The sequence below is a fragment of the Novosphingobium olei genome (assembly GCF_037076535.1).
GTDB lineage: Bacteria > Pseudomonadota > Alphaproteobacteria > Sphingomonadales > Sphingomonadaceae > Novosphingobium > Novosphingobium olei.
On sequence record NZ_AP029021.1, the window covers coordinates 905,681 to 920,411 of the forward strand.

Below are 14,731 nucleotides of genomic sequence, written 5' to 3' on the forward strand. Positions count from 1 at the left end.
GGACTGCCGGCCAACCCTGCATTCAGGCAGGACGCCGGCCACCGGGGGAGAATAGCATGGCCGTGAGCGATCACGTCGACCTTCCGACCTTCATGGAAGGCGTCAAGAAGCGCAATCCCAACCAGCCCGAATTCGTCCAGGCGGTTCAGGAGGTTGCCGAAGACATCTACGAATTCATCCAGGACAAGGAAGAATACCACGCGCAGCAGATCCTGCGCCGCATTGCCGAGCCCGACCGGGTCGTGTCGTTCCGCGTGTGCTGGGAAGACGATGCCGGCAACATCCGCGTCCAGCGCGGCTACCGCGTACAGAACAACAACGCGATCGGACCCTACAAGGGCGGCATCCGCTTCCATCCCAGCGTCAATGAAAGCGTGCTCAAGTTCCTCGCCTTCGAGCAGACGTTCAAGAACGCGCTCACCGGCCTGCCGATGGGCGGCGGCAAGGGCGGCTCGAACTTCAACCCCAAGGGCAAGAGCGTGCGCGAGATCATGCGCTTCTGCCAGAGCTTCATGACCGAGCTCTACCGCCACATCGGTGCCGACGTCGACGTGCCGGCGGGCGACATCGGCGTCGGCGGTCGCGAGATCGGCTTCATGTTCGGCCAGTACAAGCGCATCACCAACCAGTTCACCGGCGTGCTCACGGGCAAGGGGCTGGAATACGGCGGCTCGCTGATCCGGCCCGAGGCGACCGGCTATGGCGCGGTCTACTTCCTCGCCAACATGCTGGCGACCAAGGGCGAGGACCTCGTCGGCAAGAGCGCGGTCATTTCCGGCTCGGGCAACGTCGCCACGCACGCCGCCGAAAAGATCGTCCAGCTGGGCGGCAAGGTGCTGACTCTGTCGGATTCGGGCGGCTTCGTCCACGATCCGGACGGTTTCGACCAGGAAAAGATCGACTGGGTCAAGACGCATAAGACCCACCGTCGCGGCCGCATCCAGGACTATGTCGAAGCCTTCCCCAAGGCGACTTTCCACGAAGGCAAGACCCCGTGGGGCGTCCCTTGCGATGTCGCGCTGCCCTGTGCCACGCAGAACGAACTGCTGGGCGAGGACGCGCGCACGCTCGTCGCCAACGGCTGCAAGGCCTTGGCCGAGGGTGCGAACATGCCGACCGACCTCGAAGGTGTGCACGTGTTCAAGGCGGCCAAGCTGCTCTACGCGCCGGGCAAGGCCTCGAACGCCGGCGGCGTCGCGGTTTCGGGCCTCGAGATGAGCCAGAACTCCGAACGCCGCGCGTGGAAGGAGGAGGAACTGCAGCAGATGCTCAAGGACATCATGTTCGGCATCCACCAGTCCTGCCTCACCTGGGGCGACCAGGGCGGCGGCTATGTCGACTACGTGAAGGGTGCGAACATCGCGGGCTTCAAGAAGGTGGCCGACGCGATGCTGGCCTTCGGCGTGGTGTAAGGCGCGCCGCTTCCAGCTTGGGCACAGCCCCGGCCGCCAGACCGATTGGCAGCCGGCCGGGGCTGGCCTATGCACCACGCCGGGGGGCCGCTCCGGCCGTGCCAGGCTGGAATGTCATGACCAATATCGAAGCGCGCGATGGGCGCGCGGCTTTGCCGGAATCCGCGCTTTCAGAACTGGCTATCGTCGCGCTCGCCTTCCTGGTCGGCGTGGTGCTCTCGCACCCGATCCCGATGCTCCTGCTCGATCAGCCGCCGCGCTTTGCCGGCTGGTTCGATCAGGGCCAGTACCTCACCTCGGCCCGCGCGCTGTTCCATGGCGATCTTTCGCCCGGGCAGCACTGGTACCCGATGCTCTATCCGCTGCTCCTGGCGCCGTTTGCCGGCCTGCCGCCGCTGGTGCAGACCACGCTGGTCGATACCGCCTGCTTCCTCGCCGCGTACTGGGGCTTTCGCGAAGTGGCGCGGCTGGTTGGCCTGAGCGGCATTTCGGCGGCGGTCGTGTTCTTGCTTTCGACCATCGCCTGGCCGCAGATCGGCAGCGGCTGGCTGATGCCCTGGACCACCACACCCTCCGCCGCGCTGATCTGGCTCGCGCTCGCCTGGACGACGCGGACGCTGGACCGCGACCACCCGCAAGCGTTGAGCCTGCGCCGCGCCGCCGCGCTGGGTGCGGTGCTGGCGCTGATCCCGCTCGGCCGCCCCGGTGACGTGCCCGTCGCGGCGCTGATCGGCGCGATCGCGGCCTGGGGCCTGATCCGCCACGGGCGGCGCTGGGACGCGCTGGGCGCCATCATCGGCGCCGGGCTGGCCGTCGTCGCACTGGGCCTTGCGTTGCACCTTGCGATCCACGGCCCGCGGCCGTCGCTCTACATGCTGCTCTCGGCGGCGTACGGCACCAACCTCGCGTGGACGGGGTGGAAGGCCTATCTTCTGCTGGTCGAACCCCGCCCATGGTATCCCGAAGGCTACGGCCTGCTGCGCGTGCTGCCCTGGCTCCCGTTCGGCCTTGCCGGCCTGCTGCTGCTGCTGGCCGATGCGCGCCGCCGCATGCTTGGCCTGCTGCTTGTGCTGCCGGCTGCGGCCTATACCGTCGTCATGCTCGCCTACATCGACCTGCTGCCCAGCGGGCTCTGGGCGTTCGGCAATGTCCATTATTTCAAGTGGCTGCTGCCCGCGCTGGCGCTGGGGATGGTGCACTGGCTCTCGCGCCTCAGGCACCGGCCCGCTGCCGCCGCGCTCGCCGTCACGCCGCTGCTGCTGCTCGGCGCGCTGCGGCTCGATCCGGTGCCGGTGGCGGCGGACCGCCCGGCGCGCCTGGTCGTGTTCGAAGGCGTGGATGACGACGGCGCCCTGGTCTATTTCGGCCATTCGTCGATCGAGGACGCAGCCGGGGCGCAGCGCAACCTGCTCGACGTCCACCTCGTCCCCGCGCCCGACCAGCATCGCGTCCTGGGCGAAGCGCTGCGCCGCGATTTCGCCGGCAACGAAGTGTGGCAAGATGTCCCGCGCGGGGTGAGCTGGCCGGTCAATCCGATGGAAGTCGCGACCCGCCCCTTGCACGGCCCGTTCCCGCGCCGCCCGGTTGCGCGCTATGCGCCGTCGCTTGGCATCGGCTGGCCGTGCTGGCTGCCGCCCTATGCCTGTCCCGTCACGCTGCCCACGCCGCCATTGCGTTGATCAGGCGCGGAACACGAAGCGGCGCGAAAGGAGGAAGTTGACCGTCAGCCCTGCGATCGATCCCGCCGCCACCCCCAGCACCGGCGCGTGCGCGACCAGCGGCACCGCCACCACCAGCGCCGAATAGACGCCGAGGTTCACGATCCCGCCGCCCGCGTTGGCGACCAGGAACCGCGCCCATTCCCCCACGCTCGGCGCTTGCGTGGCGGCAAAGGTGAAGCGCCGGTTGCACGCCCAGGTAAACGTCGCGGCGACGAGGTAGGACAGCGCCCGCCCGGCAAACAGGCCCGCGCCCATGGAAACGGCAAGGGCGAGCACACCCGCATCGACCAGGAAACCGGCCGCGCCGACAAGGGCGAAGCGCAGGAAGGCGTTCACCTCGATGCCGGATCGGCTTCGGTCAGCGCGTGCACGCCTGCCAGTTCGAGGTAGCGCAGCCGCTTCACCTCCTGTTGCGCCCGCGTTACCGAATCGAGGATCAGGCCGCTGAACACGCTGAACCAGCCGATGATCATCAGCCCGGTCGCCAGCACCGCCGTGGGCAGGCGTGGGACAAGGCCCGTGCGCACGAATTCGGCCACCACCGGAGAGCCCGCCGCGATCGACAGCAGCATCAGCAGCGCGCCCGCGATGCCGAACAGGTGGAACGGCCGCTCCAGCTTGAGCAGGCCGATGATCGTGCCAAGGATGCGCAAGCCATCGCGCACCGTGCTCAGCTTGCTCAGCGAACCTTCCGGTCGGTCGGTGAAGCGCGTGCGCACTTCGTCCACCGGCATCTGCAGCTCGAGCGAATGGATGGTCAGTTCGGTCTCGATCTCGAACCCCTGCGAGGTGATCGGGAACGACTTGACGAAACGGCGGGAGAACACGCGATACCCGCTCAGCATGTCGGTGAAGGTGTTGCCGAAGATCACCCGCACGATGCCGGTCAGCATCCAGTTGCCGAAGGCATGCGCCGGGCGATAAGCGGTGTCGCTGATCGCGCTGCGCGCGCCCACCACCATGTCGAGCCCGTCGTCGAGCAGCCGCGCCACCAGTTCGGGCGCGGCGGCGGCGTCGTAGGTCGCATCGGCATCGCACATTACGTAGATGTCGGCATCGACGTCGGCGAACATGCGCCGCACGACATAGCCCTTGCCCTGCCGCCGTTCGATCCGCACCACCGCGCCGTGCGCCCGCGCGATATCGCCGGTGCCGTCCTTGCTGTTGTTGTCGTAGACGTAGATCGTCGCCCCGGGCAGGGCGGCGCGGAAGGCGTCGATCACCGGGCCGATCGCCAGCGCCTCGTTATAGGCGGGCAGCAGCACCGCGATGCGCGGCTGCGGCGCGCCGGCTTTCGCCTCCTCCGCTTTCGTCCCCTGGGCCTCGATCCCAGTCGTTGCAGACCATGCCCGTGGCGCCTGCGCTTGTGCCGTTATCATGTCCGCCCCGTGTCGCCCCGTTCCGCGCGATGGCACTCGCGCCGCGCCCTGCCAGTTGTTAACCATGTCTGGTATTAGGCGCGCAGTCCTTAAGCCTACGATAACGCGGCAAAAGCAAGCGATGACCGGTTTCCCGGCGGCAAGGGGAAGGGGCAACGCGCCCCTTTGACGATCCTGCGGCGATAGGGTATTATCGCACGTGGACGCAGCAGACCGCTCTTGCATCGGCAACGGAGCGGAAATCGCGCGTTTGCGCGGCATGGCGGTTGACGCTCAACCCCAAAAGTCCTAAGCGCGCCTTTCACTCTCAACCGGAAGGGTTCCCGGCAGTCAGGGCGAATGCTTTGTTCTGCGCGGGTTTTTGCCATTTTCGGGGCGGCGTGAAGCGATGAGATAGGGTCTCGACTCGATGTCGGCACCCTGTGGAGCAAACGGAGAAACAAGTGGCTCGTATTGCCGGGGTCAATATCCCCACCAACAAGCGCGTTATCATCGCGCTGACCTACATTCACGGTATCGGCCCGTTCAAGGCCAAGCAGATCGCCGACAAGCTGGGCATCGACCAGACCCGTCGCGTGTCGGACCTCTCCGACGCCGAGATCCTGCAGATCCGCGAAACGATCGACGCTGAACACACCGTGGAAGGCGATCTTCGTCGCGAAACCGCGATGAACATCAAGCGCCTGATGGACCTCGCGTGCTACCGTGGTCTGCGTCACCGCAAGGGCCTGCCGGTCCGCGGCCAGCGCACGCACACCAACGCCCGCACCCGCAAGGGCAAGGCCAAGCCGATCGCCGGCAAGAAGAAGTAAGATCGACCTGTAAGGGTCTGATCTTCCCAACGGTTTCTCGACAGGAATTCAGCACATGGCACGCGAACCTCAGCGCATTAAGCGCCGCGAGCGCAAGAACATCACCAGTGGTGTCGCGCACGTCAACGCCAGCTTCAACAACACCATGATCACCATCACCGATGCCCAGGGCAACGCCATTTCGTGGTCATCTGCCGGCATGATGGGCTTCAAGGGCAGCCGCAAGTCGACCCCGTACGCCGCCCAGGTGGCCGCGGACGACGCCGGCAAGAAGGCCGCCGAGCACGGCGTCCGCACCCTCGAAGTCGAAGTCAAGGGCCCGGGTTCGGGCCGCGAGAGCGCCCTGCGCGCCCTTCAGGCGGTCGGTTTCACCATCACGGCGATCCGTGACGTGACCCCGATCCCGCACAACGGCGTGCGCCCTTCGAAGCGCCGTCGCGTCTGACCTGCCTTTCGGCACCCGGCGCGGCGGATCCACCGCGCCGGAGCGCCCAATATCTTTGACCGGGCGCGGCCATCCCTCGGCCGACCTCCGGCTCCCGAACTAACCCCAGGGGAATTCCATGACTGTCAACATCAAGAACTGGCAGGAACTGAAGAAGCCCAACTCCCTCGAGATCAAGTCCGGCAACGACGCCAAGAGCCGTGCGACTTTCGTCGCCGAGCCGCTGGAACGTGGCTTCGGTCTGACGCTCGGCAACGCGCTGCGTCGCGTGCTGCTGTCGTCGCTCCAGGGCGCGGCCGTCACCTCGATCAAGATCGAGAACGTGCTGCACGAATTCTCGTCGCTGGCTGGCGTGCGCGAAGACGTGACGGACATCGTCCTCAACGTGAAGCAGATCGCGCTCAAGATGCAGGGTGAAGGCCCCAAGCGTCTGCAGCTCTCGGCCACCGGCCCGGGCGAAGTGAAGGCGGGCGACATCGCCGTGACCGGCGATATCGAGGTCATGAACAAGGACCTCGTGATCTGCCATCTCGACGAAGGCGCGACGTTCAACATGGAACTGACCGTCGACACCGGCAAGGGCTACGTCCCCGCCGTGTCGAACCGTCCGGTCGATGCCCCGATTGGCTTGATCCCGGTCGACTCGCTCTACTCGCCGGTCCGCCAGGTCTCGTACAAGGTTGAAAACGCCCGTATCGGCCAGGAGCTCGATTACGACCGTCTCAACCTGACGGTCGAAACCGACGGCACCGTCACCCCTGAAGACGCCGTGGCCTATGCCGCGCGCATCCTGCAGGACCAGCTTTCGCTGTTCGTCCACTTCGACGACCAGCTGCCGACCGGCCACGCGCCTTCGGTTTCGGGTGGCGTTGCCACGCACGCGCCGGAAGAAAGCGACGCCAACCAGCTCAACCGCTACCTGCTCAAGAAGGTGGACGAACTGGAACTGTCGGTGCGTTCGGCCAACTGCCTCAAGAACGACAACATCATCTACATCGGCGATCTGGTCCAGAAGACCGAAGCCGAGATGCTGCGCACGCCGAACTTCGGCCGCAAGTCGCTCAACGAGATCAAGGAAGTCCTCTCGTCGATGGGCCTGCGCCTCGGCATGGACATCCCCGGCTGGCCGCCGGAGAACATCGAAGAGATGGCCAAGAAGCTGGAGCAGGAGCTGCTCGGTTAAGCAATTCGGGGGCGCCCGTTGTGGCGCCCCTAATTCGGGTCATTTGGCGGCGACCCCGACAGCCGCCTGGATCGGGCTACCTGATACGGGCCCCCTACGAACGGAGACAAGAACATGCGTCATAAGCTGGGACAGCGTAAGCTCGGCCGTACTTCCTCGCACCGTATCGCGCTGCTGCGCAATCTGGCGGCTGCTCTGATCAAGCACGAACAGATCACCACCACGGTGCCCAAGGCGAAGGAACTTCGCCCCTACCTCGAAAAGCTCATCACGCTGGCGAAGAAGGGCGGTCTCTCGAACCGTCGTCTGGCCCATGCCCGCCTGCTCGACGAAGCGCAGGAAAAGAAGCTCTTCGAAGTGCTGGCCGCGCGCTATGCCGATCGCAACGGTGGCTACACCCGCATCATCAAGGCCGGCTACCGCGCTTCGGACGCCGCCCCGATTGCGGTGATCGAACTCGTCGACCGTGACACCGCCGCCAAGGGCCTGGACTCGGGTCCGGTGCAGACCGCGGACGAGGACGAATACGAAGCAGCCTGACACGGGCCGCCTGATCGGCGCTTCGTTCGGACACGAACAAGGAAGGGGCGGGGCCGCAAGGTTCCGCCCCTTTCGCTTGTGCGGGGCGGGGGGTGACACCTGTTGCATACGCAAGCTCACCAATGCACGCGCGGGCTCTGTCCTACGGCGGGCAGGTGGGTTAGGGTCGCCGCCATGAAGCCTGCCATCCCATTCGCAAATCAGCATTCCTGGTCGTCGCGCCGGTCCTTCCAAAAGCCTGAAAAGGCCGTCGCGGGTTTTTCCTCAGGACCGTGTCAACCCCGTCAACCCCTCAGCGTTTCTGCGCTTTTCGGCTCGGTCGTCGCCATCGCTGTCGCCGGCCTGCTGATCCCCTGCCAGCCCGTCCTTGCCAACACGAGTTCCGCCCCGATGTCGTCCCAGCCCGCCCAGCCTGTCCTGCAGCCCTATCCCGCCAGCCCGCGCGGCGATTTCGTCGAAACGCAGTTCGGCGAGCAGGTGGCCGATCCCTGGCGCTGGCTCGAAGCCGACGTGCGCACCGATGCAAAGGTCCACGAATGGGTCGCGGCGCAGAGTGCCTTCACCGACGCCTATCTCAAGGCGCTGCCCGAACGCCCGGCCTTCGAAGCGCGGCTCAAGGGCCTGTTCAATTATGCCCGCTTCGGCGTGCCGCGTGAAGAAGGTGGGCGGCTGTTCTATGCCTACAATTCGGGGCTGATGAATCAGGCGCAACTGCTCGTGCGCGATGCAGCCTCGCCCAAGGGACGCGTGCTGCTCGATCCAAACGGCTGGGCCAAGGACGGCGCCACCGCGCTCGATGCGTGGGAACCGTCGCCCGACGGCAACCTGCTGGCCTACACCGTGCAGGACGGCGGCTCGGATTGGCGGACGATGAAGTTCGTCGCCGCCGCCGATGGCAAGCCGCTGGCCGACGAGCTGAAGTGGGTCAAGTTCAGTGGCGTTGCCTGGGTCGGCAATGATGGCGTGCTCTATTCGCGCTTCGCCGCGCCGAAGGACGGCGAAGCCTTCCAGGCGCGGAATTACGACCAGCAGGTCTACTACCACCGCCTAGGCACCCCGCAGGATCAGGATCGGCTCGTCTATGCAACGCCGGACAAGCCTACCTGGGGCCACGGCGCGCAGGTCACCAGCGACGCGCGCTGGCTGGTCGTCACCAGCCACGAAGGCACCGACCCCACCACCGCCATCGGCATTGCGCCCATCGGCAAGGGGGATTGGCAGGTCCGCCCGCTGATCCCCGACTTGTCCGCGCAGTGGGACCTGATCGACGGCGTGGGCGATGTGCTGTGGTTCGTCACCAGCAAGGATGCCCCGCTCAAGAAGATCGTCCGGGTCGATCTCTCGGGCGCGGAGCCGGTCTTCACCACGATCGTCCCGCAGAGCGACGCCAACCTGGATGGCGCGGCGATCGTGGGTGACCGGTTGGTCGTGGCCTACCTGCGCGACGTGAAGGCCGATGTCCGCCTGTTCACGCTCGATGGAAAGCCCGCCGGAACGCTCGCGCTGCCGGGCGTGGGCTCGCTCGCGGGGCTGTCGGGCAAGCCGGGGCGGGCGGGGGGCTACTTCGGCTTCACCGGCTTCACCATGCCGTCGACCGTGTTCCGCTTCAGCGAGGACGATGGCAAGGCCAAGGTCTGGGAACAGGTCGCGCTCAAGTTCGCGCCGGGTGACTACGTCAGCGAACAGGTGTTCTACCCGTCGAAGGACGGCACCAAGATCCCGATGTTCGTGATCCGGCGCAAGGATGCGAAGGGTCCGGTGCCGACGATCCTCTATGGCTACGGCGGGTTCAACATCTCGCTTCCGCCGGCGTTCTCCTCCGCGCGGATGGCCTGGCTGGAAAGCGGCGGGGCCTATGCCATCGCCAACTTGCGCGGCGGTGGTGAATACGGCGATGCATGGCACGATGGCGGCCGCCGGGCCAACAAGCAGAACGTGTTCGACGACTGCATCGCCGCGGGCGAATGGCTGATCGCCAACGGTGTGGCGCCCAGGGGCGGGCTTGCGGTCGAAGGCGGATCGAACGGCGGTCTGCTGGTCGGCGCGGTGGTCAACCAGCGGCCCGACCTGTTCGCCGCGGCGCATCCGGCCGTCGGCGTGATGGACATGCTGCGCTTCGACCGCTTCACCGCCGGCCGGTACTGGGTGGACGATTACGGCCACCCCGATCGCGAGGCCGACTGGAAGGTGCTGCGCGCCTATTCGCCGTACCACAACATCGCGAACGGCAAGGACTATCCGGCGATCCTGGTGACCACCGCCGATACCGACGACCGCGTGGTGCCGGGGCACAGCTTCAAGTACGCTGCCGCGCTGCAGGCGGCGCAGATCGGGGACAAGCCGCACCTGATCCGCATCGAAACGCGCGCCGGGCACGGGTCGGGCAAGCCGGTCGACAAGATGATTGCCGAAAGCGCCGACGTCTATGCCTTCCTCGCCCACTGGACGGGGCTGACGCCACGGCCCTGAAGGTCGCGGCCTTTGCCCTGAAAGTCGGGCGCTTTCCGTCGTTTTGCCTCTCGCCTAGCGCCCGCCATGGGTGCTAGAGCGGGCGGGATAAAAGATGAAACGTGCGGAGAGGACAGCAAGGCGGACAAGCCGCGCCATCTGGCGCTGCGCAGCGCGCGTGCCCGCGCTGGTGCTCGCCTGCCTGCCGGCCGCCGCGCTGGCGCAGGCGGCGATGCCCGCGGCCGAGGATGCCGAAGGCGCGGCGCACGTTTCGGCAGAGCGGCACGCTACCGGCCTGACCACCGCGATCGCGCAGCCAGGAGCGCCCGCCGCCGCCGCACCGCAGCTCGCCATGCCGCGCATCGCCACGCCGGCCTATCCACCGACCAGGCGCCTGCCGCTGGTCGAACGCGCGTTCGGGCAGGACGTGGCTGATCCCTACCGCTGGCTGGAACAGAGCCCGGCCAGCAGTCCCGAAGTGGCGCAGTGGGTTGCAGGCCAGAACGCCGCCAGCGCCGCCTATCTGGCGCAGTTGCCGGGGCGCGATGCGCTGGCCGCGTGCATCCGCAGCCTGTTCGACTACGAACGCATCAGCCTGCCGCGCCGCGCGGGCAAGTCCTACTTCTACTTGCGCAATCCGGGGCTCTCCAACCAGAGCGAGCTTTACGTCCGCGCAGGGCTGGATGGCGAAGAGCGGGTACTGCTCGATCCCAACGGCTGGTCGAAGGATGGCACCGTCGCGCTCGATGCCTGGGTGCCGAGCCCGCAGGGGCGGACGCTGGCCTACACGGTGCAGGTGGCGGGCAGCGACTGGCGCACGATCCGGCTGATCGACGTGCGTTCGGGCAGGCTGCTTGATGAGACGCTGGCCTGGGCCAATGACACCACGATCGCATGGGTGGGTGAGGAAGGCTTCCTCTACTCCCGCTTTCCCGAGCCCGCGAAGGGTGCCGAGCATCTGGCCCCCGTCTATGGCAAGGCGGTGTGGTACCACCGCGTCGGCACGCCGCAGGCGGCGGACCTGCTGGTCTATGCGACGCCCGACCATCCCGAGCAGGGCCACAAGGCAGCGGTTTCGGCCGACGGGCGCTGGGCGGTCATCACCAGCGAGGTCGGCACGCTGCCCGTCCGCGCCATCCACCTGCTGGACCTGCGCAGCGGCAAGCCGGGACAATGGGCGCAGGCGAGCATCGCCGACGGGTTCGATAACGACTGGAAATTCGTCGATGGCATTGGCGACCGGCTGTGGTTCGTCAGCAACATGGGCGCGCCGCGTTACCGCCTCCTGGAACTCGACCTGTCGGGCGCACCCGCCTGGAAGGTGGTGGTGCCCGAGCGCGAGCAGCAGCTTGCCGGCGCCAATGCGGTGGGCGACCGGTTCATCCTGTCCTACCTCAACGGCGGGTCGAGCGTGGCGGTGGTGACCGACTTGAAGGGCAAGCCCAGCCGCGCGATCACGCTCAACGACATCGGCTCCGCCTCTGGCTTTGGCGGACGTCCCGGGCAGGAGGAAACCTTCTACCAGTTCGCCAGCTTCAACCGCGCGCCGACGATCTATCGCATGGACCTGCGCACCGGACAGACGACCCCGTTCGCCCAGCCGCGGATGAGCTTCAACCCCGACGACTATCTGGTCGAGCAGCGCTTCTATCCGTCGAAGGACGGGACGAAAGTGCCGATGTACATCGTGCGCAAGCGATCGCTCGTCGGCCGTGCGGTGCCGACGCTGCTTTATGGCTATGGCGGGTTCGACATCGCGATGACGCCGACGTTTTCGCCGGTACGCATGGCCTGGCTGGAAGCCGGGGGCGCCTTCGCGCTGGCCAATATCCGTGGTGGGGGAGAATTCGGCCGCGCGTGGCACGATGCCGGGCGGCTGGACAAGAAGCAGAACAGCTTCGACGACTTCATCGCCGCCGGGGAATACCTGATCGCGCAAGGGATTGCCGCCAAGGGCAGCCTGGCGGTGCAGGGCGGCTCCAACGGCGGGCTGCTGGTGGCCGCCGTGGTGAACCAGCGCCCGGACCTGTTCGCGGCGGCAAATCCCGACGTCGGCGTGCTGGACATGCTGCGCTTCGACCGCTTCACCGCGGGGCGTCTGTGGACCGGTGATTATGGCCGGCCGGAGAACGAGGCCGACTGGCAGGTGCTGCGCCGCTATTCCCCCTATCACAACATCGCCGATGGCACGGACTATCCGGCGATCCTGGTGACGACCGGCGACAGCGACGATCGCGTGGTGCCGGCGCACAGCTTCAAGTATGCCGCCGCGCTGCAGGCGGCGAAGATCGGCGACAGGCCGCACCTGTTGCGCGTGGAAAGCAGGGCAGGGCACGGCGCGGGCAAGCCGCTCGACAAGACCATTGCCAGCGGCGCCGATACGCTGGCCTTCCTTGCCTACTGGACCGGGCTCAAGACCGGGGCGGCGGTCACGGCGCCGTGAACGGCTACCCGGCGGCGGTGCAGGGCGCGGCTACGGCGGAAACACCCTTTTGTGGCGCGCGATTTGCGCGAGCGCAAAACCATGCGTCTACGCGCTTGCCGCCCGCGCGGCCTGCGACTATCCGCTAGGCAAGCCCCTGTAGAGCACTCTGCAAGACGACCCTGCAAAAGGATCCAGCACGATGACCATGTTCGACGATCGCGAACGCGCCGAGGAAGCCAAGTTCGCGCATGACGAGGAAATGCTGTTCCGCGTCCATGCCCGCCGCAACCGTCTGCTCGGCCAGTGGGCGGCGGAACGCATGGGGCTCGATGCCGCAGAGACCGAAGCCTATGCCAAGGCAGTGGTCCAGGCCGATTTCGAGGAAGCCGGCGACGAGGACGTGATCCGCAAGCTGCTGGGCGATCTGGTTTCGGCCGGTGTCGAGATCGACGAGAGCGAGATTCGCACGGCGATGGACGCCAAGGCCGTCGACGCGCGCCGCCAGCTGATGGGCGAAGTCTGATGCCGATGGCGGCGGCCGACATCGAGGCGATGATCAAGGCGTCGCTGCCCGATGCTGAAGTGACCATCACCGACCTTGCCGGGGACGGCGATCATTATGCGGCCCACGTCGTCAGTCCCGCGTTCAAGGGGCTTTCGCGCGTGGCGCAGCACAAGGCGGTCTATGCCGCACTCGGCGGGCGCATGGGCGGTGTGCTCCATGCCTTGCAACTGACCACCGGGGTCCCCACCTGATCAACCGATAAGGCGCGGCTGATGGTCCCTGCGAGGGGCGGTCGCGCGCAACCAGGATAACCAGAACCGCCATGGCCCAAGACCGCATTTCCCAGATCGTCAGCGACAACGACGTCGTGCTGTTCATGAAGGGCACGCCGCTGTTCCCGCAGTGCGGCTTCTCCAGCCGCGCCGTGGCCATTCTCGACCACCTCGGCGTGGAATACGCCAGCGTCGACGTGCTGCAGGACCAGGAAATCCGCCAGGGCATCAAGGCCTTTTCGGACTGGCCGACCATCCCGCAGCTTTACGTGAAGGGTGAATTCGTCGGCGGTTCGGACATCATGATGGAGATGTACGAGGCTGGCGAACTGCAGCAGCTGATGCAGGAACAGGGCGTCAAGGGCGCCGCCTGAGCCATCGCCGCGGGCATCGCCCGGCAGACTTGCACGAATGCGAACGCGGCTCCTGCACCAGGGGCCGCGTTTTTTCGTTGCGCGGTGCGTGCGGCGCTTGGGGAACGGGGATTTCGGGAGGCCCCGGGAGGGGCGGAGCCGGGAGACTGAAGACCGGCTCCGCCCCGATGAAGAAGACATCTTCGGGACGACACACTCTTTGCATGGTGCGTGCCAATCCGGCCGATGGATGAAAGACCGCCCATCACGATAGTTAATACCCGGCAACCATGGCAGCGGTTTGTAAGCCGTGCCGACAGGTGGTGCCGAGGGGACCCGAAGATGCACTTGGCAAGGGCATGGGCCACCGGCATGGTATGGTCATGGATGAGATGGATGACCTGGGGGACAACGAAGCCCCGCCGACCGCAACGCCTGCTGCCACCGTCGTCGTGTTCCGTCGCGATCCCGCCGGAGGGCCGGCGCAGATCCTGATGGTAGAACGATCGAGCGAGATGCGCTTTGCCGGGGGCGCGACGGTGTTTCCCGGCGGCAAGATCGATCCCGACGACCACGACCTGGCCCGCCGGTATGGCAGCCATCTCGATCCCGACGATGCCGCCGCGCGCGTGGCTGCGGTGCGCGAATCGCTGGAGGAAACGGGCCTTGCCGTGGGCATCGCCGGCGACGTGACCGCCGAAACGGCGGCGCAGGCGCGGCGGATCGCGATCTCGAGCGGGCGGCTGGCCGATGCGCTCGACGCGCTGGGCTGGACGCTCGATCTCGACCGGCTGGTGCCTTGGGCCCGCTGGTGGCCGCGTCACCGCCACATCCGGGTGTTCGACACGCGCTTCTATCTGGCGGACCTTGGCACCGGAGCGGTCGACATCACGGTCGATGCGACCGAGAACCACCACCTGTTCTGGGCGAGCGCGCAGGAGGCGCTGCGGCTGGCCGACGAGGGCGCGATCAAGGTGATCTTCCCGACGCGGCGTAACCTGGAACGGCTGGCGGCCTATCCCGATTTCGAGGCGGCGCGCGCGCATGCGCTGGCAACGCCGGTCTCGATCATCACCCCGCGCGTGGAAGTGCGCGACGGGGTCAAGTGGCTGACGATCCCGGTGGAGGCCGGATACCCCTACGACGGCGAACCGCTGGAGCAGGCGAGCCGGGCATGACATCGGCGTTGGCGAAGGGCTGTGATGCGTAAAATCCCTTAGGGATAACATTGCGCTT

14 protein-coding genes are annotated in these 14,731 nt (G+C 66.8%); 12 read left to right on the forward strand and 2 right to left on the reverse strand.

The window, feature by feature from the left end; genetic code table 11:
- Nucleotides 1–56: 56 nt before the first annotated feature.
- Both gdhA and AACH40_RS04380 read left to right on the forward strand, forming a co-directional pair.
- Nucleotides 57–1,412, forward strand: a complete 1,356-nt coding sequence (gdhA, locus tag AACH40_RS04375) for an NADP-specific glutamate dehydrogenase (RefSeq protein WP_338644337.1) — start codon at nucleotides 57–59, stop codon at nucleotides 1,410–1,412.
- A 116-nt stretch (nucleotides 1,413–1,528) separates the two neighbouring features.
- Nucleotides 1,529–3,091, forward strand: a complete 1,563-nt coding sequence (locus AACH40_RS04380; RefSeq protein WP_338644338.1) for a hypothetical protein — start codon at nucleotides 1,529–1,531, stop codon at nucleotides 3,089–3,091.
- Here the strand turns inward: AACH40_RS04380 and AACH40_RS04385 are convergent, their stop codons facing one another.
- Both AACH40_RS04385 and AACH40_RS04390 read right to left on the reverse strand, forming a co-directional pair.
- Nucleotides 3,092–3,469: a GtrA family protein gene (locus AACH40_RS04385; RefSeq protein WP_338644339.1), complete on the reverse strand. Its 378-nt coding sequence runs from the start codon at nucleotides 3,467–3,469 to the stop codon at nucleotides 3,092–3,094. It abuts the gene before it with no gap.
- The gene (locus AACH40_RS04390; protein ID WP_338644340.1) at nucleotides 3,466–4,512 is read right to left on the reverse strand and encodes a glycosyltransferase family 2 protein; all 1,047 of its coding nucleotides are present in this window, start codon (nucleotides 4,510–4,512) and stop codon (nucleotides 3,466–3,468) included. Before AACH40_RS04390 ends, AACH40_RS04385 begins: the two co-directional genes overlap by 4 nt.
- A gap of 443 nt (nucleotides 4,513–4,955) precedes the next feature.
- On the opposite strand from AACH40_RS04390, the gene rpsM reads away from it, so the two are divergent.
- From rpsM to AACH40_RS04440, 10 genes are all read left to right on the forward strand, one after another.
- Nucleotides 4,956–5,324 carry a 30S ribosomal protein S13 gene (gene rpsM / locus AACH40_RS04395; RefSeq protein ID WP_169492462.1) on the forward strand — a complete coding sequence of 123 codons (369 nt, stop codon included), beginning with the start codon at nucleotides 4,956–4,958 and terminating at the stop codon, nucleotides 5,322–5,324.
- Nucleotides 5,325–5,379: 55 nt separating this feature from the next.
- Nucleotides 5,380–5,769, forward strand: a complete 390-nt coding sequence (rpsK, locus tag AACH40_RS04400; protein ID WP_008065643.1) for a 30S ribosomal protein S11 — start codon at nucleotides 5,380–5,382, stop codon at nucleotides 5,767–5,769.
- A 118-nt stretch (nucleotides 5,770–5,887) separates the two neighbouring features.
- Nucleotides 5,888–6,952, forward strand: coding sequence for a DNA-directed RNA polymerase subunit alpha (locus AACH40_RS04405; RefSeq protein ID WP_169492463.1), 1,065 nt, complete (start codon nucleotides 5,888–5,890; stop codon nucleotides 6,950–6,952).
- A 114-nt stretch (nucleotides 6,953–7,066) separates the two neighbouring features.
- Nucleotides 7,067–7,492, forward strand: a complete 426-nt coding sequence (gene rplQ / locus AACH40_RS04410) for a 50S ribosomal protein L17 (protein WP_169492464.1) — start codon at nucleotides 7,067–7,069, stop codon at nucleotides 7,490–7,492.
- A 390-nt stretch (nucleotides 7,493–7,882) separates the two neighbouring features.
- The gene (locus tag AACH40_RS04415) at nucleotides 7,883–9,961 is read left to right on the forward strand and encodes a prolyl oligopeptidase family serine peptidase (protein WP_338644344.1); all 2,079 of its coding nucleotides are present in this window, start codon (nucleotides 7,883–7,885) and stop codon (nucleotides 9,959–9,961) included.
- 94 nt (nucleotides 9,962–10,055) lie between these two features.
- On the forward strand, nucleotides 10,056–12,383 hold the full coding sequence (locus AACH40_RS04420) for a prolyl oligopeptidase family serine peptidase (RefSeq protein ID WP_338644345.1): 2,328 nt from the start codon (nucleotides 10,056–10,058) through the stop codon (nucleotides 12,381–12,383).
- 181 nt (nucleotides 12,384–12,564) lie between these two features.
- Nucleotides 12,565–12,888, forward strand: coding sequence for a DUF1476 domain-containing protein (locus AACH40_RS04425; RefSeq protein ID WP_169492466.1), 324 nt, complete (start codon nucleotides 12,565–12,567; stop codon nucleotides 12,886–12,888).
- Entirely contained in the window at nucleotides 12,888–13,121 is a 234-nt protein-coding gene (locus AACH40_RS04430; RefSeq protein WP_169492467.1) for a BolA family protein, read from the forward strand. Before AACH40_RS04425 ends, AACH40_RS04430 begins: the two co-directional genes overlap by 1 nt.
- Nucleotides 13,122–13,192: 71 nt before the next feature.
- Nucleotides 13,193–13,516: a Grx4 family monothiol glutaredoxin gene (gene grxD / locus AACH40_RS04435; protein WP_169492468.1), complete on the forward strand. Its 324-nt coding sequence runs from the start codon at nucleotides 13,193–13,195 to the stop codon at nucleotides 13,514–13,516.
- Between the two features lie 362 nt (nucleotides 13,517–13,878).
- Nucleotides 13,879–14,673, forward strand: a complete 795-nt coding sequence (locus AACH40_RS04440; RefSeq protein WP_338644346.1) for an NUDIX domain-containing protein — start codon at nucleotides 13,879–13,881, stop codon at nucleotides 14,671–14,673.
- Nucleotides 14,674–14,731: the final 58 nt, after the last annotated feature.